The organism is Rickettsia endosymbiont of Cantharis rufa, assembly GCF_964026445.1.
Lineage (GTDB): Bacteria > Pseudomonadota > Alphaproteobacteria > Rickettsiales > Rickettsiaceae > Rickettsia.
Map to the genome: position 1 here is coordinate 726,858 of NZ_OZ032150.1, position 15,970 is coordinate 742,827.

Consider the following 15,970-nt stretch of genomic DNA (forward strand, 5'->3'; position numbering starts at 1 on the left):
ATTATTTGTTGCTACATGTCATTCCTGTAAAAGCGTTGTTGCGTCGATACTTAATCGTCATTGCGAGCAGCCTTATTAGGCTGCGTGGTAATCTCGTCAAATATCCTCTGAGATTGCTTCGTCGAATTACTACGTAATTCTTCTCGCAATGACGAAAAACCGATTCATACAACAAGACCGCTTTTAGCTAGGTATGACACCGATTAAGTACGTACCTCATAAAAGCTTGGCGTGCTTCAACCTGTCTATTATTATGCAATAAATATCTATTAAAAAAATAGTTTGTTAGAGTTAAAGCTTGTCTCTTTTCTTCTAATGTAATTTCGCTATTATCTGATAGTAAAAATCTTGGTAAAATCAATAATTTATCTTTATAAGGTTTTCCTACTTCATGTGATAATGCTCTAGCTGATTTAGGCGATACATAGGTTAAATCAGTTGTTGTATGGCTAACTGCACACTTGCTAAGGTCGAGTTTATAACCTGCTATATCAAGTAATGCTAGCTCAAAATTAATATAATCACGAAAACAAAAATTCTTTGATAAATTATCTAAATAGTTAATTAGAAATGAAAAAAAATTAGAATACCCTCCTCTTTCGTGAAATAACTCTTTAATTAAAGATATAACGGAATTAAATGCATATAATTTAGCTTTATTTGTAATAAAATGACCGGTGTAAGATTTGATGAGTTCACATTTAGCCATTCCGATATGTTCATGCAGTCTTGCCTGCCAAAGAAAATCTACAATATTCCCTTCTTGATATATAAATTTGCTTTTTTTAGAAGATTCTTTTGCAACTCCTGAATATAAACCATTTTTTTTAGTAAAAACCGTAATAATAAAAATATTTTCTTTCAGGGGTTTTTTAGCAATTATTACTCCTATATCTTTGATAATCATGGTTTCTTTGTCATCCCGCGACTTGATCGCGGGATTCAGTCCCTTTTAATTTTTTTTTGGATACCGTGGTCAAGTCACGGTATGACATAGAATGTTTTTCCACTCCGCACAACAATCTCCTAGCTTCCCCAGAATTACCTGTATATACTATATTCTTATACCCTAGCTTGATTGCAGTAAATAAAGCGACGTGATCATCTCCTATATCTACAGTAAGATCTAAAACTTTTTCCGGAAATTCTTTACTTAACGTTTTAAACATATAATCAATTACTAGCATACCGTAATACTTCACACTAGAGGCATGATTTGTTAATATCGGCTTTTCTTCTACATTAGATAAAAAATCACGCGCTTCTTCCAAATTTACTACAGTATAAGTTTTCATTTAATTATCTCTTTTAAGTCCTTTAAATGTGAGACGGAAGATATAAAGTCATAAGTTAAATTTTCAAGTTTAGAGCAGATAATCTTATTTAATCCAAGTTTTACAGCTTCCTTTATCCTCGTTTCTGCTTTTGCAGTTTTTCTTATTTCACCCGATAAGCTTATTTCGCCGAAAAAGACGCTATGTTCAGGTATAGGCTTACCGGTTGCAGCAGATATTAAACTCGCTGCTACTGCAAGGTCCGAAGCAGGATCGACAATTTTAAGCCCTCCCGCAATGCTTAAATATACTTCATAATTAGCAAGATTTAGACCTATCCTACTACTAAGCACGGCAAGTATCATTGATAGCCTGTTAGCATCCCAGCCCACCGCAGAGCGTCTAGGAGTTACCATATTTGAGGGGACTATGAGGGCTTGTACTTCCATAAGTAACGGTCTTAAACCTTCAATTCCTGCAAAAATAGACGTACCTATAACGTTTTGCTCTCGCTTCATTAAAAAGAGTCCTGACGGATTTGTTACCTCAATAAGCCCGCTACCGCTCATCTCAAATACTCCTATTTCGCCTACACCGCCAAAACGGTTTTTATATGAGCGTAAAATACGGAAGTGATTATTATAATCTCCCTCAAAATATAGCACAGTATCAACTAAATGCTCAAGTATCTTAGGACCTGCTAACTGCCCGTCTTTAGTTACGTGACAGCTTAATAAAATAATTATATTATTTTGCTTAGCATAATTAACAAGCTCATTTGCACATGTACGAATTTGAGAAACAGTACCCGGAGATGAGGATAATTCTTTTGTGGTAATTGTTTGAATAGAGTCAATCACCACTAAATCAATATTATTCTTATTAGCTTCTATACTTGCAATAATATCTTCTAAATTAGTAGCTGCTAAAATATTTGTACTGTTATTAGCAAGATTTAGTCTTATAGCTCGGAGTTTTATCTGATCAAGCGACTCCTCACCGGTTATATATAAGCACTTCATCTTTGATGCAAAGTTACTTGCTGCTAACTGCAGTAACAAAGTAGATTTGCCTATACCGGGATCACCTCCTATTAATATAGCAGAGCCAAGTACTAAACCGTCGCCAAGCACTCTATTTAATTCACCTATAGGGGTAGGGATGCGTAACTGCTCCATTATGTTATTAGAAAGCTTATCAAAATCTTGTTTACTACCGACTTTAACAATTGCTTTATTCGCGCTTACTATCTCTTCAACAATACTACCCCATACTCCGCAATCAAAGCATTGCCCTGACCATTTAGGACTAATATTTCCGCAATTAGAACATATATAATGCTTTCTGTCTTTGGTCATGTTAAATTTTTCCTTTGTCATGCCGTGGCTTGACCGCGGCATCCAGAAAAACAAAAAATACTAATAAATTTAGTATTTTTAACTGGATCCCGCTACAAGTAGGCGGGATGACAACCATACCTCAAAACCAACAGCTTACTCTTACCATATAGTTTTTCGCGTAATATTTCAATATTTTCATTTAAAACATAATCATCTAGTTTAGCCATCTCAATAACTATGATAGTACCGTCTTTAAGCCAATTATTGTTTATAAGTAATTTCATTACTTTAGGTACTATATCCTTATGATAAGGAGGGTCTATAAAGACAAGATCAAAAGCTTTATTAGACATCTTCCCAAACTTCGCTTCTAGAGCTAATTTAGACGTCGAGCCGGTACTCGCATCCTCACGTACTTCTATGTACGCTGCGGTGGAAAGTGCTTCCGTGTCTCCTTTAAATTCCTCTCTATAAGCTGGTTTAAAAAGATGTCTAGTAGCTTTCGGTAGATTTAAGGCATTAATATTAACGAAATTAACTTTATCACTGATATTTAGGGATTTAGCAAATTCTTCTGCTATTTTTAATGAGGATGTATCAATATCAATTAAGGTGGCAAAACCTACTCCTCTTGACAGGCTCTCAAAAGCAAGGCTACCGCTACCGGCAAATAAATCAAGTATGTGCGTACCCTCATTGAATAATTTATTACCGGTAAACTCACCGGAAGTTAATATACTGAATATTGCTTCTTTGATCTTACCGGTAGAAGGGCGATATTTGATATTCTTAGCGGTAGGTATAATGTGGTTTCTATATTTACCGGATATTATTTTTAACACTTATTTAGTTCTACCACCTGCTTGTTGTGATGATTTTATTTGTTTTTCTTTTTCCCGTGCAGCAAATCCTTTGTCGTTAGTGTTAGGATTAAATTTTGCTGTGAATGTATTAGATTTTGTTTGTTGTTTTTCTACAGTTTTACCCTTCTTTTCTTTTATTTCTACTTTTGGCGTTTCTTGGTTTAAATTATTTTGTGCTTGTTTTAAAATACCTCATTCCTTAGCTTTATCAATATTATTATTTACATTATTTAAATTTTCTTCTCTTTCTTTAGATTTTTCTGTATCAGCCTTTTGTATTGCTTGTTGTTTTTCTGTTACTAATTCATCAATATTTTCAGGAGGCGGTGAGATATATTTATCTATACTACTAGTTAAGTTTTTAAATGATTTCTGAAGATTTCGTAAAAGTTTTTGAGTAAATTTATAAATTCCGGTGGCTACTAGTCCTCCGGCTAAAATATCTGCTCCTAGAATAACGGCTTTAGCAGCTAGTGCCGTGTCGGTGACCAATAATACAGGCATCGCTACGAAAGGTGCAGCTGCTACTGCAAGACCAGCTACTACGGCAAGTCTTACTAAAAATTTCTTACTTGTTAAAAAATTTGTTACGCTGCTAATTCCTGATGTAGTACTTTTAGCAAGTTTTGTACAAAGCTGTCCTACTCCGGTTTTCAGAAACCAACCACTTTTTTCTCTTGCATGAATTTTATCTTGTAATTTAGCATGTTCATTAACATTGACAGATGTTTTTTTACCGCCTTTATCTTGATGATCTAAATTCCCCCTAGCTTCCCTTTAGTATCATGCATCTTTGTAGCATCGTCGGTTTTTGCTTTATCAAAATCTGCTCCCTCCTTTATTAATTCCAGCTAGATTTGCTGCTTTTAGATTTGGGTCGTGCCCCCGTATTGCAGTTTAGCATGAATAGTCTATAATCCTCAAACAGTAATAAGAGAGAATTATAGTTAAGGAGTTATGGCAAGAATATATGTTAAGTGTAGATCAAGAATAGATGTTAAGTGTAGATATTGTAACGACACAGAAAAAGTAGTAAAGGCGGGATATTCAATTTCAAAACAACAGAGATATCAATGCAAGCAGTGTAATCGATATTTTCAACTGTAATATATTAATAATGCCTCTAAGCCTGGAGTCAAGACTCAGATAGTAGATATGTCAATCAATGGCTCTGGAGTTAGGGATACAGTAAGAGTATTAAAAGTGGGTATCAATACGGTTATCCGTGTTTTAAAAAAATCTAGCGTTAAAATGTACAGAATAAATCCAAACAAAGATGGCTTTGGTATTCTTTGGATAAGATTTTGTTAAAAGTAGTTGCTTATACTTTTGGTACAAGATGTGATAGCACATCAGAATCATTACTGAAAAAAACTGGAGGATTTTAAGGTTACTTTTTACTTTACAGATGGATAGGGAAGTTATGCTAGGTTATTAGATCCCAAAAAACACATTGTTAGTAAAAAAATATACTCAACGGATAGAACGGGGTAACTTAAATCTTAGAACAAGATGCAAAAGACTGACACGTAAAACAATTTGTTTTTCCAAGTCATTGGATATTCATGATAAAGTCATCGGAACTCTTATTGAACGTATAGCCTTTTAATATCCACGTCTGTAAAATGGAGGTGCGACCAACGGATAGAACGGGGTAACTTAAATCTTAGAACAAGATGCAAAAGACTGACACGTAAAACAATTTGTTTTTCCAAGGCATTGGATATTCATGATAAAGTCATAGACTATTCACGCTAAACTGCAATACGGAGGCACGACCGAAAAAGGAAAAGTTAAAGAATACGGCTACATAATTGACTATGAAGGGTTAGAAAAGGTGCTATATTTTCCGTAGCCGATAAAATAGAAGAATTTTTTCCGTTACTGCAAGAAATTAAAGATATTTTTATAAATGTACCTAGTAACGAGGATTCTGAACAGCTTGAACAACATTTATCCGATGAAACTATACGCAATAATTTTTATTTATTGTTAGAAAAATTTAACCGTTTGATGTCTATGAACAATTTATTGCGAGAACAGACATTACAGACACTGATAAGACTAGTCAAATTAATACTCAGATACAAGATAATATTAACAACTATGCTAAAATCAATCCTGCATTTTACCAAAAATTTTCTACACTTATAAATAAAACAATAACACAACATTATAATAAACGTTTATCAAGTAGTGATTTTTTAAATAATGCTACAGAAATAAGAGCTGAATTTAAAAATGATGTGCCAAGTGAGCTCAGCACTAACAAAACAGTAATAGCTTTTTATAGAAAATCACTTAGCTTCTTACAGTATCGAAAAGATCAAAATCAGCGTGAAAATGTCATTCAAATTGCTCTTGATACCTATGACATAATTAAGCAGGAAATAATTGTTCATTGGACAAAAAACACTAAAGCCATAAACGAGATGAGAAATTCGCTAGATGATTATTTTCTTGATGTTGTTGAGAGAAAAATGGGTATCATTTTTAAGCCTGAAGATTTAAACGAAGTCGCGGAGAGTTTAATTGATTTTGCTAAAGATCATGAAGCTAAATGATTTGGCTTAAATAACGCAAAATAGCGAATTATTGTATAATCCGCTACTGTAGAATTTTTAAGCTATCAATATTTATATAATATTTGTAGTCGGATTATCGTAATATTCTCCTAATATATCTAAAGCGTTTTGCTCATAGTTTTGTTGATTATCAGTGTGCCATACCGGTTCATAATTTTGAGCTGTTAAAACACTTTCTGTATAATGTTTTAATTTCTTTTCATCTAATGTACCGAGTTCATGTGAAAGCGTATAAGAGATATCAGGTTTAATCGGAGCTTTTTGTATTTCTTGTTGAATATAATTATGCTGTAATTCATTTGTACCGCCTACAATATGAATATGAAAATTGTGTTTTTGTGATTGTTGTAAGTTATATAGCTCTGCTAGCTCTTCAGGTTCTACTTTACACATAGCATTCCAGCATTTATAGAATGTTTCGAGATTTGTAATAGGAGTGCCGCCTGCTTTTTTAATTAATTCATTCATTTCTGTACGAAATTCTTCGGTAGTGATTTTACCGGTTTTATATTGATCTATTACCCCGTTTTGTTTTTCCTCATTTATGGCTATAGTAGCAATATCCGGTATACCTATTCCACTATATTCGCTAAATTTTATTACAGCGAGTTCTCTCTTAGTTAAAATTACTTGCGAATATTTAAAAACATGAGCTTTTTTCATAATAATTACCTATAAATTGTTAATTTTAAAAATATAGAATTGTTAAATAAAAGAGTCAATATTATAATACTGGGAAACTATATTTAGAGTAAAAAATGAGTTTAAAATCAGCTTGGCTTGATACGCCTCTTGGTTCAATGTTAGCAATTAGTGATGAAGAGAGGCTTTATTTGCTCGATTTTGCTGAAAGTAAAGGGTTAGAGCATAAAATTAAAAGACTCAAGATTAAAACAAAATCAGCTATTACTGAAGAACGCACTAAACCGATTTCATCAATAGAGGAGGAGTTTAAATTATACTTTAACGGTACTTCACAAAAATTTAATACACCCGTATATCTTCTAGGAAGTGAATTTTAAAAATTAGTATGGTAAGAGCTAATGAATGTACCTTATGATGAAACAAGAAGTTACTTTGCTCAAGCTAAGTTAATAGGTAGGGAAAGATCTTATAGAGCTGTTGCAAATGCTAATGGAGCAAATAAATTTGCTATAATTATTCCGTGTCACCGCATCATCAATAATAACGGTAAGCTTGGCGGCTACGGTTCAGTGCTAGATCGTAAAAAATGGCTTATCGGGCATGGGAGGCAGAATTTATAAAGGTAGAGGCTATTAAATAAAAAATCAATGCCTGAATTTCGGTTACAGGGGTTTTAAAAAGCTCCTATAATATAATTATAAATTTATATTATAGGATAAATTAATATGTTTAATGAGGTTCAAAGGCAAGAATATTATAATGCATTAATTAATAAAGATGACAGATATGAAAATATCTTTTTTGTAGCAGTTAAAACAACAGGGGTATTTTGTAGACCGACTTGTCCTGCGCGAAAGCCTAAATTTGAAAATTGTGAATTTTATAAAACTGCTAAGGAAGCTTTGCATGCTTCATGCAGACCTTGTCAGCGTTGCAAGCCTCTTTCTCATCCTTACGAAGCTTCAGATTTAGTTCGTACTCTTGTTGATGCCATTGAGCTTGAGCCTGCTAAAAGGTGGAAAGATAGTGATTTTGATGAGCTATCTGTAGATGCTTCTACAGCACGTCGCCAATTTAAAAAACGTTTCGGTATGACATTTGTAGAATATGCAAGAGCAAGATTGATATGGGCTATGAGTCAAGTAGCGGTTTTCGAGATGCTTTTTCTAAAATAATGGAAGGAACGCCGACAAAATTTAACCGGCATTTAAATATTTTAAAAGCGGCTTGGCTAGATACCCCTCTTGGTGCGGTGAAACACGAAGTTATTTAGATCAAGCTAAAGCTTTAGGCAAACCTACTTCCTATAGAGCTGTCGCAAATGCTAACGACATGAATCAGTTAGCAATAATTGTTCCCTGTCATCGTATTATTAATAGCAATGGTGCACTTGGAGGATATGGTGGGGGTTACATCGTAAAAAATGGCTTATTGGACATGAAAGAAAATTTACAACAAATTAGAAATATTTTACTTGAGAATGCTACTATTCCTGTAGAACGTAGAACGCCGTTCTATAAAACTAAGGAAGAAGGATATGGAGAGCATGACTGGTTTATTGGGGTTACCGTGCCGGTTTTACGTAAAATAGCTAAAAGTTATTATAATTTAGATTATCAAAAATAATGAATTAGATACAACTTTTGAAATAGCAAAATTACTCTTAAACGACAAACATGATTTAATGCATAAAGCAGTAGGTTGGGTGCTACGTGAAGCAGGCAAAAAGGATGAAAGACAATTGATAGATTTTTTGGATTGTTATATACCACAAATGCCAAGAACCGCAGTTCGTTATGCAATAGAGAAATTTCATGAAGAGGTGCGTAAGAATTATATTTTGCAAAAAAAATAACTTATGCTAGTATTCTATTTTAATTTGTCAAAGGTACTATTATGCTAAGAACTTTATTAATCGGTTTCATAACTTTAATTTGTACAGTAAGTTATGCCGATAATCAAACAGCTCAAAATTCTAATTCTACAAATTCTTCTTCTGATCATCCTGATGATCTATTGCCTGCAGAGGCGGCGGTTAACTTTGCACAGCCTTGGGCAAGACCTACAACAAATGTGCAAGGTAAAGTTAGCAATTCTGCTATGTATTTTACATTAATAAATAGTAGAAGTAAGAGTTATAATTTAGTGAATATATCTTCAGATAAAATAAGTGGAATAGAAATTCATCAAACAATTAATGATCAGGGGATTAGTAAAATGGTAAAAGTGGATTATCCATTTTCAATTGCCGGTAATATTAACGTTGATTTTAAGCCCGGTGGCATGCATGTTATGCTTAATGACCCAAAAATAGATTTAAATGTAGGAGATGAGTTTCAAATAACCTTTTTCTTTGACGATAATACACGAAAAATAGTGGATGTTAAAGTAGCAAATGACAATCCGTATAATAAAGCGGGGAATTAGGAAAAAACGTCATTGCGGGCAGTCGTAGACTACATGGCAGTCTCATGAAGTCGTACGAGATTCCTGAGATTGCCACGTCAAGGTTTCGCCTTTCCTTGCAATGACGAACAAATAAAATATGACCCGGTCGCACCTCCATTTTACAGATGTGGATATTAAAAGGCTATACGTTCAATAAGAGTTCCGATGACTTTATCATGAATATCCAATGACTTGGAAAAACAAATTGTTTTACGTGTCAGTCTTTTGCATCTTGTTCTAAGATTTAAGTTACCCCGTTCTATCCGTTGAGTATATTTTTTACTAACAATGTGTTTTTTGGGATCTAATAACCTAGCATAACTTCCCTATCCATCTGTAAAGTAAAAAGTAACCTTAAAATCCTCCGGTTTTTTTCAGTAATGATTCTGATGTGCTATCACATCTTGTACCAAAAGTATAAGCAACTACTTTTAACAAAATCTTATCCAAAGAATACCAAAGCCATCTTTGTTTGGATTTATTCTGTACATAAGACCATTGTTCATCTATTTCAGGAGCAATAATTACTTCTATCGTATTGATAGAATGATTTATCTTTTTTAACGCTAGATTTTTTTTAAAACACGGATAACCGTATTGATACCCACTTTTAATACTCTTACTGTATCCCTAACTCCAGAGCCATTGATTGACATATCTACTATCTGAGCCTTGACTCCAGGCTTAGAGGCATTATTAATAATCAATGTACGATATTAAATGCATCACGGCTAGCTTCAGGATTATCCGTTACTGCTCCTACTATTACAAAATATGTTGATCCTTCAGTTGATTTATTACTTGTCAGAAGATTAAATCCTTTTCATTCAAATATTGGGAAAAGACTTGTTAAATCACCAAAAATTTATATTAGAGATAGCGGTCTAACGCATGCGCTATTAGGTGGTTATGGGCTATTGAAATTAAGTGAGGACTCGCCGCAAGACCAGCAAAAGGTTTTTAACCAACTTATATCTATTTTAGAGAAAATTGGAAGATTGGGGGATTTCAAGACAGCGTTTTTGGGGTTGTCCGATTCCTATGATTCACTGCGAAACTTGTGGCATAGTTCCCATACCTTATAAAGTCTATTTTCCATAATATAGATTATAGAACAATTGTTTGTAAGCATTAACTACATGCTATCAGTATGTCCTGCATACCTTTATTTCTCATCTTAGTAAAATTACCAAGCAAAAATTTAGCTCCCTCATTCTCACTGACTCACAATCCTAACCGTATTAAACAATCAAAAATACTTAGCATATACTGGATCTACTCGCTTACATCAGCTCCATATAACTCCTGAAGCTGTAATTTTATATCTAATAAACTCATCCCTTTAGCATACAAAGATAGTGCCCAGGTCTTCTTTGACGCTTTGCTACTAATGATGGTTCAAAACTACTATTTCTATCTCTTGGCACTTCAATCTCAACAGCACCATTCTTTGTAATCAGATTTTTTGTGTTATAACCATTACGTGCATTTTGAGCATCACTTTGATTATACTTGCTATATCCTAAATGATTATTCATCTCAGACTGTAAAGCTTTCTCTACAAGACGCTTGGTTAGTTCTTTTAATAAACCATCTTCTTTAAATAAAGTTGGGTCGTGCCTCCGTATTGCAGTTTAGCGTGAATAGTCTATAATCCTCAAACAGTAAGGTTATTTTTTACTTTACAGATGGATAGGGAAGTTATGCTGGGTTATTAGATCCCAAAAAACACATTGTTAGTAAAAAATATACTCAACGGATAGAACGGGGTAACTTAAATCTTAGAACAAGATGCAAAAGACTGGCACGTAAAACAATTTGTTTTTCCAAGTCATTGGATATTCATGATAAAGTCATCGGAACTCTTATTGAACGTATAGCCTTTTAATATCCACATCTGTAAAATGGAGGTGCGACCTACATTATTACCAATATTAGAAGTACTTAGATCATAATTTTCTAATATTTTTTCCACTAATTTATGTACATTTTCAGTTAATGTTTTAAAATTTGTCGTAGCTAAATATTTATGACCATTATCGGACATTTGTATTTGTAAAGTACCGGTAGCTAATAAATTTAATGTATTATTTGCTTCAAGCGAGGGATTAGCACCAAATTTAACTAGATTCTCAGTTATTTTATAATATTTATCCATTTGGGTTTGGAGGATTATTATGAAATACATCCATCACCTTAAGGCTATTATATTTTCTAAAATACTTTTAGCATTCTTACCCTGTTGTTTAGGTATTAAATTACAAAGAGTTTCAAAAATATTAAGGTTATTGTTAATATCATTAACATTAGTTCCGTTTAATATAATCGATATTTGTTGTATGTTTTGTATATTTCCTGAATTTAACAATTAAAAAGGCGTATACATAAAAGCTCTAATATTTATATTTAATAAAAATACCGTAATACATGAAAACTTAATGAATGTCAAGCAAATTATTAAAAAATAAACTATTGTTTAATACCATGGAGCAAGAGATAAGTTTATTTTAATTCCCTTAGCAACAATATCAGCTTCTTTATTGGTGAGATATTTTTCTTCTCTAATTAAAGCAATAGCTTTATTACGATAACTTGAGCATATTACTCCGATTTTATCGTTATCTGCGAGTATTTCTTCATCTTTAACTAATGAGGATAAATCTTCTTCGGACGTAATTTTATATATTCTTCTTCTTATAACCCCTTGATATTTGGCTCTTGAAATAACTTCCTGACCAACATAACAACCCTTATCATAACTAACGCCATTTAATTCTTCACAGCCGTATAAAATCGGAATAGATTTATCAAAAGTTAAATCTTCTACACCATCTATTATTGCAAAATTATATTTGTCTCCTAGGTATAATTTTTTATTAAAGGAATCTGGATTCCCTCTTTCGCGGGGATATGTTGTTGCATGGGTCGATTCCGTTCCTGTCATCCCGCGACTTGATCGCGGGATCTGATCTTGTTTAATTGTTTTCTGGATTCCGCAGTCAAGCCGCGGGATGACAACCAGTTCATTTATTGAACGAAAACCCAATAACTTATATCTCGGATCACGAACCGTAATTAACGTATCTATATCTAATTTTTGATACGAATATACAATTTTATATTCTTCACTACAATCTATTATTTGTATTTTGGAACGAAGTTTATAGAAATTTAAATGATCTAGCAAAGCAATTTTATTACTTTTATCAATATCAAGATAAATTTCCTCAAGATTATGGACATACACAAAAAAATCAAATAGATATTTTCCTTGATTATTAAGTAAATAGGTATAGCAGTAGCTGCTCTTACAAATATCATTAGTAACAAGATTTTGTAAAAATTTTATCGAGTCCCCGCCTACTATTTTAATAACTGTTCTATTATTCAATATTTCGTACATAATTATAATGATTGACTTTATACGCTGCTAACTACTATACTCTAAATTTATATAAATTAAACTTAAAATAAATCATGAGATGTTCATCTTACTGTACTTCCTCTGAATATAAGATGAGTGATCTAATTACTAATTTAAAAAAGATCGGTCTTGAACCTCAGCATTTTGACGATGTTTTATATATTCGGAAAGAAATAAATAAAGATTCTGATTTTATAGAGATATTTTTCTTTCCGTTTGGCTGCGTAACCATTTGGGGCGGCGATGAAATTCAAGAAAAAATAGTTTTAAGCGATACTGATTTAGTAACTGTGAACAAGCTTAAAGAACCGGTATCCGATTATATTTATTTTGAATATAATACGGAAGTCGAGAAAACCTTTATTGATGAAGAAAAAAATAAAATAATCTTAGCTGATAAATCGGTTTTTGTCAAACTCTCTATTTCTCATGCTCTTGCACAATCGGTTAAACTTAGTGTTCTTGAGCAATCCGTTAGTAATTTGATTGTTCAGACAACTCCTATACAGCAGGAACTAGCTAGAACCGGTAGTGTCTCACTTTCTAAAAAGGAGATATTACAACAAATAGGTATATTATTCACCGAACGTTATTCTATTAGCTTGCATAGCGATATATTTGATACTCCGGAATTCTTTTGGCGTCGTCCGAGCTATGAACCTCTATATCTCATGACGGCAGAATTTCAAGATATAGAAATACGGCAAAATATAATGAATCATCGTCTTAATATGATTCATGAGCTTTTAGACATTCTTTCAAACGATCTTAATTATAAGCATTCTACCAAACTTGAGTGGATCATTATTATTTTAATAGGTCTTGAAGTGGTTTTATCTTTATCTCATACTAATCTTTTCTTAAAAATTATAGGAGCTTTATAAAATCTCTTCTATGCAAATTATCGATAATCAAAAAACATTAGAAGAATTTTGTAACCGGTTAGCAAGTAAGGCATGCTTAAGTATAGATACGGAATTTGAGCGTCGCTATACCTATTATGCTCAGCTTAGTATAATTCAAGTTAAAGCAGAAAGTTATTGCGGAATAATTGATGTACTAAGTAACTTGGATCTAAATATTTTTAATAAGCTGCTTGCAGATAATAATATTATTAAAATATTCCACGCTCCTCGTGAAGATTTAGAGATTTTCTATAATTTGTTTAAAACACTACCTTCTAATGTTTTTGACATACAGACTGCCGCAAATATTTGCGGATTCGGTAAACAGCTAAGCTATGATGATCTCTGTTATAAGCTCTGTGGTATTACTATTGATAAAACTCATCAAAAATCTAACTGGCTAAAACGCCCTATCACTAGTGATATGTTAAATTATGCTATGTTAGACGTAGAATATTTATATAAGATATATAAAGAACTAAATAGTATAATTATTAGAAATAATTTAACTAATAAATATCAAACTACTCTTAGCTCTTTGCTAGATATTAGAAATTATAAGGTTGAACCAAGAGATGCTTGGAGAAAAATAAAATATAGGAGTGATGATGAGAGCTTTAACCGCAAAATTCAAATACTTGCAGCTTATCGTGAAAAGAATACTCAAGTTTTAAATATTCCTAGAAAACATTTTATTTTAGACGAAGATTTAATGAAAATTTGTAAATATCTGCCATTAACAGATAAAGATTTTAAAAATCTAAATTTAAAAAGCAAATATTTACACAAACAAAAATATAGGGATGAAATAATAAGTTTGTGCAATAACTTATATGAAAAAAGCTACAAATTAGATAACTTGTAGTCTAGGTTCTGTGAAGATTTCTAATTGATCTTTTATTTTGAGATATTTTTTAGCGAAAATTAATAAGATTTTGCTGGGGTAGTTATTCATATTTCAGAAAAATCTTATAATTTGCAGCAAAAAAGAGCCAAAATTAAATCTTTTTAGAAATCTTCATAGAGCATAATCTGTAATAGCTGAGATTCAATCTTACATTTAGTAAAATAAGATAAGTATTAAATAGAGGATTAGAAATGAATCTAAATCAAAAAATAATAAAGCCAAAAATAGGATTACTGGGATTAGCTAGGAGTCTTGGAAGTATATCGTCAGCGTGTAAAGCTATGGGATACAGCAGGGACAGTTATTATAGGTTCAAAGAGCTATATGAAACTGGGGGAGAAGAGGCGTTATATGAGATTAGCCGGAAGAAGCTAATTATAGCAAATAGAGTTGATCCTGCGGTAGAGAGAGCAGTATTAGATATGGCGGTAGAATACCCAGCTTATGGTCAGATGCGAGTATCAAATGAGCTTAAAAAGACTGGTATTCTTGTATCACCTGGGGGGTTAGATCAATTTGGCTACGTAATGATTTAAATAATATCAATAAAAGACTTAAAGCATTAGAAGTAAAAATGGCTCAGGATGGTATTGTTCTTACCGAAGCTCAGTTACAAGTATTAGAGAAACGGCGTAGCGAGAAAGAAGCTCATGGAGAAATAGATACACAGCATCCAGATTATCTAGGATGCCAAGACACATATGATGTAGGTAATTTTAAAGGTATAGACAAGGTATATTCTCAGGTATTTATTGATAGCTATACTAGGGTTACAGATGCTAAATTATATACTGATAAAACAGCTCTTACCGCTACTGACATGCTTAATGATAGAGTACTGCCGTGGTATGAGAGTCAGCAAATACCAGTACTTCGTATTCTAACTGATAGAGGTGGTAAATATAAGGGCAATATAGAGTATCATGCTTTTGAATTGTTCTTAAGCATTGAGGGTATTGAGTATACTACTACTAAAGCATATTCTCCTCAAACAAATGGTATGTGTGAACGCTTTAATAAAACTATGAAACAAGAATTCTTTGATACAGCTATGCGTAAAAAGATTTATACTGATCTTGATGATCTACAACTAGATCTTGATATTTGGTTAGAGCATTACAATAACGAAAGATCACATTCCGGTAAATATCGCTATGGTAAAACGCCTATGCAGACTTTTATGGATAGTAAAAAGTTAGATGTTGAAAAGAATAACGAAATCTTATATCTTGAATACTCATCTGACAGTCATAACTTATCAGACATTCAGATATAGTTTTTATAGTGTCTGTAGGATTAGATCTTGACTTTTACAAAAAAATGCTAACTGAAAGCGATATTTCCAGTCTGGGTATCGCCGGATACTTGTCCTGTTTCTAGCAAATCTCCAACTGCTTGTGCAAAAAAAAAAAAAAAAAAAATACAAAGGGTACACCGCTCAATACGACAATTCTCTTTATTATATTAACCATATCTTACTAGCCTTTAACTCACTTTGAAGCTTATTTTTGTCTGATTATCAGAATAATATTATGCAAATATTATATTTTTATCAAATAAAAAAGTTAAGAAAAATTAA

Annotated in this window: 19 protein-coding genes and 8 pseudogenes; 15 read left to right on the top strand and 12 right to left on the bottom strand. The window is 32.5% G+C overall.

Translation table 11 applies throughout. From position 1 onward, the window contains the following. Positions 1–187: 187 nt before the first annotated feature. The 5 genes and pseudogenes from recO to AAGD46_RS04100 all read right to left on the bottom strand — a co-directional run. Positions 188–907, bottom strand: coding sequence for a DNA repair protein RecO (gene recO, locus AAGD46_RS04080; protein ID WP_341787853.1), 720 nt, complete (start codon positions 905–907; stop codon positions 188–190). A 10-nt stretch (positions 908–917) separates the two neighbouring features. Continuing rightward, entirely contained in the window at positions 918–1,295 is a 378-nt protein-coding gene (locus AAGD46_RS04085) for a hypothetical protein (RefSeq protein WP_341787854.1), read from the bottom strand. Then, a complete protein-coding gene (radA, locus tag AAGD46_RS04090) occupies positions 1,292–2,632 on the bottom strand; it encodes a DNA repair protein RadA (RefSeq protein ID WP_341787892.1) in 1,341 nt (446 codons plus the stop codon). Before radA ends, AAGD46_RS04085 begins: the two co-directional genes overlap by 4 nt. A 92-nt stretch (positions 2,633–2,724) precedes the next feature. Beyond that, positions 2,725–3,456, bottom strand: a complete 732-nt coding sequence (locus tag AAGD46_RS04095; protein ID WP_341787855.1) for an RsmD family RNA methyltransferase — start codon at positions 3,454–3,456, stop codon at positions 2,725–2,727. Then, positions 3,457–4,350 (bottom strand): annotated as a pseudogene (locus tag AAGD46_RS04100) (hypothetical protein); the annotation flags it as partial. It lies immediately after the preceding gene. Positions 4,351–4,467: 117 nt separating this feature from the next. On the opposite strand from AAGD46_RS04100, the pseudogene AAGD46_RS04105 reads away from it, so the two are divergent. The 3 genes and pseudogenes from AAGD46_RS04105 to AAGD46_RS04115 all read left to right on the top strand — a co-directional run bounded on the left by AAGD46_RS04105 (position 4,468) and on the right by AAGD46_RS04115 (position 6,041). Next, positions 4,468–5,086, top strand: a pseudogene (locus tag AAGD46_RS04105) (IS1 family transposase). Positions 5,087–5,121: 35 nt separating this feature from the next. After that, positions 5,122–5,235 carry an IS1 family transposase gene (locus AAGD46_RS04110; protein ID WP_410525970.1) on the top strand — a complete coding sequence of 38 codons (114 nt, stop codon included), beginning with the start codon at positions 5,122–5,124 and terminating at the stop codon, positions 5,233–5,235. Positions 5,236–5,591: 356 nt separating this feature from the next. Further along, positions 5,592–6,041 carry a hypothetical protein gene (locus AAGD46_RS04115; RefSeq protein WP_341787893.1) on the top strand — a complete coding sequence of 150 codons (450 nt, stop codon included), beginning with the start codon at positions 5,592–5,594 and terminating at the stop codon, positions 6,039–6,041. Between the two features lie 72 nt (positions 6,042–6,113). Here the strand turns inward: AAGD46_RS04115 and AAGD46_RS04120 are convergent, their stop codons facing one another. Beyond that, the gene (locus tag AAGD46_RS04120) at positions 6,114–6,725 is read right to left on the bottom strand and encodes a hypothetical protein (protein ID WP_341787963.1); all 612 of its coding nucleotides are present in this window, start codon (positions 6,723–6,725) and stop codon (positions 6,114–6,116) included. 95 nt (positions 6,726–6,820) lie between these two features. Here AAGD46_RS04120 and AAGD46_RS04125 point away from each other — a divergent pair. The 6 genes and pseudogenes from AAGD46_RS04125 (at position 6,821) to AAGD46_RS04150 (ending at position 9,134) form a co-directional block, all read left to right on the top strand. Further along, positions 6,821–7,327 (top strand): annotated as a pseudogene (locus AAGD46_RS04125) (methylated-DNA--[protein]-cysteine S-methyltransferase). Between the two features lie 105 nt (positions 7,328–7,432). After that, entirely contained in the window at positions 7,433–7,882 is a 450-nt protein-coding gene (locus AAGD46_RS04130; protein WP_341786644.1) for a bifunctional transcriptional activator/DNA repair enzyme AdaA, read from the top strand. Between the two features lie 76 nt (positions 7,883–7,958). Further along, positions 7,959–8,170, top strand: a pseudogene (locus tag AAGD46_RS04135) (methylated-DNA--[protein]-cysteine S-methyltransferase); the annotation flags it as partial. After that, a complete protein-coding gene (locus AAGD46_RS04140; RefSeq protein ID WP_341786645.1) occupies positions 8,145–8,333 on the top strand; it encodes a DNA alkylation repair protein in 189 nt (62 codons plus the stop codon). The pseudogene AAGD46_RS04135 and the gene AAGD46_RS04140, both read left to right, overlap by 26 nt. After that, positions 8,323–8,562: pseudogene (locus tag AAGD46_RS04145) on the top strand (DNA alkylation repair protein); the annotation flags it as partial. The gene AAGD46_RS04140 and the pseudogene AAGD46_RS04145, both read left to right, overlap by 11 nt. A gap of 41 nt (positions 8,563–8,603) precedes the next feature. Then, a complete protein-coding gene (locus AAGD46_RS04150) occupies positions 8,604–9,134 on the top strand; it encodes a copper chaperone PCu(A)C (protein WP_341786647.1) in 531 nt (176 codons plus the stop codon). A 155-nt stretch (positions 9,135–9,289) separates the two neighbouring features. Here the strand turns inward: AAGD46_RS04150 and AAGD46_RS08995 are convergent, their stop codons facing one another. The 3 genes from AAGD46_RS08995 to AAGD46_RS04155 all read right to left on the bottom strand — a co-directional run bounded on the left by AAGD46_RS08995 (position 9,290) and on the right by AAGD46_RS04155 (position 9,811). Next, positions 9,290–9,445 (bottom strand): IS1 family transposase, encoded by a 156-nt coding sequence (locus tag AAGD46_RS08995; RefSeq protein WP_410525951.1) that lies wholly within the window; start codon positions 9,443–9,445, stop codon positions 9,290–9,292. A gap of 64 nt (positions 9,446–9,509) precedes the next feature. Continuing rightward, positions 9,510–9,710, bottom strand: coding sequence for an IS1 family transposase (locus AAGD46_RS09000; RefSeq protein WP_410525965.1), 201 nt, complete (start codon positions 9,708–9,710; stop codon positions 9,510–9,512). 11 nt (positions 9,711–9,721) lie between these two features. Continuing rightward, a complete protein-coding gene (locus tag AAGD46_RS04155; protein WP_341786649.1) occupies positions 9,722–9,811 on the bottom strand; it encodes an IS1-like element transposase in 90 nt (29 codons plus the stop codon). A 57-nt stretch (positions 9,812–9,868) separates the two neighbouring features. Here AAGD46_RS04155 and AAGD46_RS09005 point away from each other — a divergent pair. After that, a pseudogene (locus AAGD46_RS09005) lies at positions 9,869–10,012 on the top strand (DUF4143 domain-containing protein); the annotation flags it as partial. A gap of 130 nt (positions 10,013–10,142) precedes the next feature. Then, positions 10,143–10,241: pseudogene (locus tag AAGD46_RS09010) on the top strand (class I tRNA ligase family protein); the annotation flags it as partial. Between the two features lie 248 nt (positions 10,242–10,489). Here the strand turns inward: AAGD46_RS09010 and AAGD46_RS04160 are convergent. Next, positions 10,490–10,783 (bottom strand): transposase, encoded by a 294-nt coding sequence (locus AAGD46_RS04160; protein ID WP_341787894.1) that lies wholly within the window; start codon positions 10,781–10,783, stop codon positions 10,490–10,492. Positions 10,784–10,887: 104 nt separating this feature from the next. Here AAGD46_RS04160 and AAGD46_RS04165 point away from each other — a divergent pair, with 104 nt between their 5' ends. Next, positions 10,888–11,043, top strand: a complete 156-nt coding sequence (locus AAGD46_RS04165; protein WP_410525971.1) for an IS1 family transposase — start codon at positions 10,888–10,890, stop codon at positions 11,041–11,043. On the opposite strand, the gene AAGD46_RS04170 is transcribed toward AAGD46_RS04165, so the two are convergent. Continuing rightward, positions 10,987–11,313, bottom strand: a complete 327-nt coding sequence (locus AAGD46_RS04170) for a hypothetical protein (protein WP_341786651.1) — start codon at positions 11,311–11,313, stop codon at positions 10,987–10,989. The two genes, AAGD46_RS04165 and AAGD46_RS04170, sit on opposite strands and share 57 nt — an antisense overlap. Before the next feature lie 318 nt (positions 11,314–11,631). Then, positions 11,632–12,558: a folate-binding protein YgfZ gene (locus AAGD46_RS04175; protein ID WP_341786652.1), complete on the bottom strand. Its 927-nt coding sequence runs from the start codon at positions 12,556–12,558 to the stop codon at positions 11,632–11,634. Positions 12,559–12,671: 113 nt separating this feature from the next. On the opposite strand from AAGD46_RS04175, the gene AAGD46_RS04180 reads away from it, so the two are divergent. The 3 genes and pseudogenes from AAGD46_RS04180 to AAGD46_RS04190 all read left to right on the top strand — a co-directional run bounded on the left by AAGD46_RS04180 (position 12,672) and on the right by AAGD46_RS04190 (position 15,667). Continuing rightward, positions 12,672–13,463, top strand: coding sequence for an RMD1 family protein (locus AAGD46_RS04180; RefSeq protein ID WP_341786653.1), 792 nt, complete (start codon positions 12,672–12,674; stop codon positions 13,461–13,463). Between the two features lie 10 nt (positions 13,464–13,473). Further along, a complete protein-coding gene (locus tag AAGD46_RS04185; RefSeq protein WP_341786654.1) occupies positions 13,474–14,349 on the top strand; it encodes a ribonuclease D in 876 nt (291 codons plus the stop codon). A gap of 233 nt (positions 14,350–14,582) precedes the next feature. Beyond that, positions 14,583–15,667: pseudogene (locus AAGD46_RS04190) on the top strand (IS481 family transposase). Positions 15,668–15,970 lie beyond the last annotated feature (303 nt).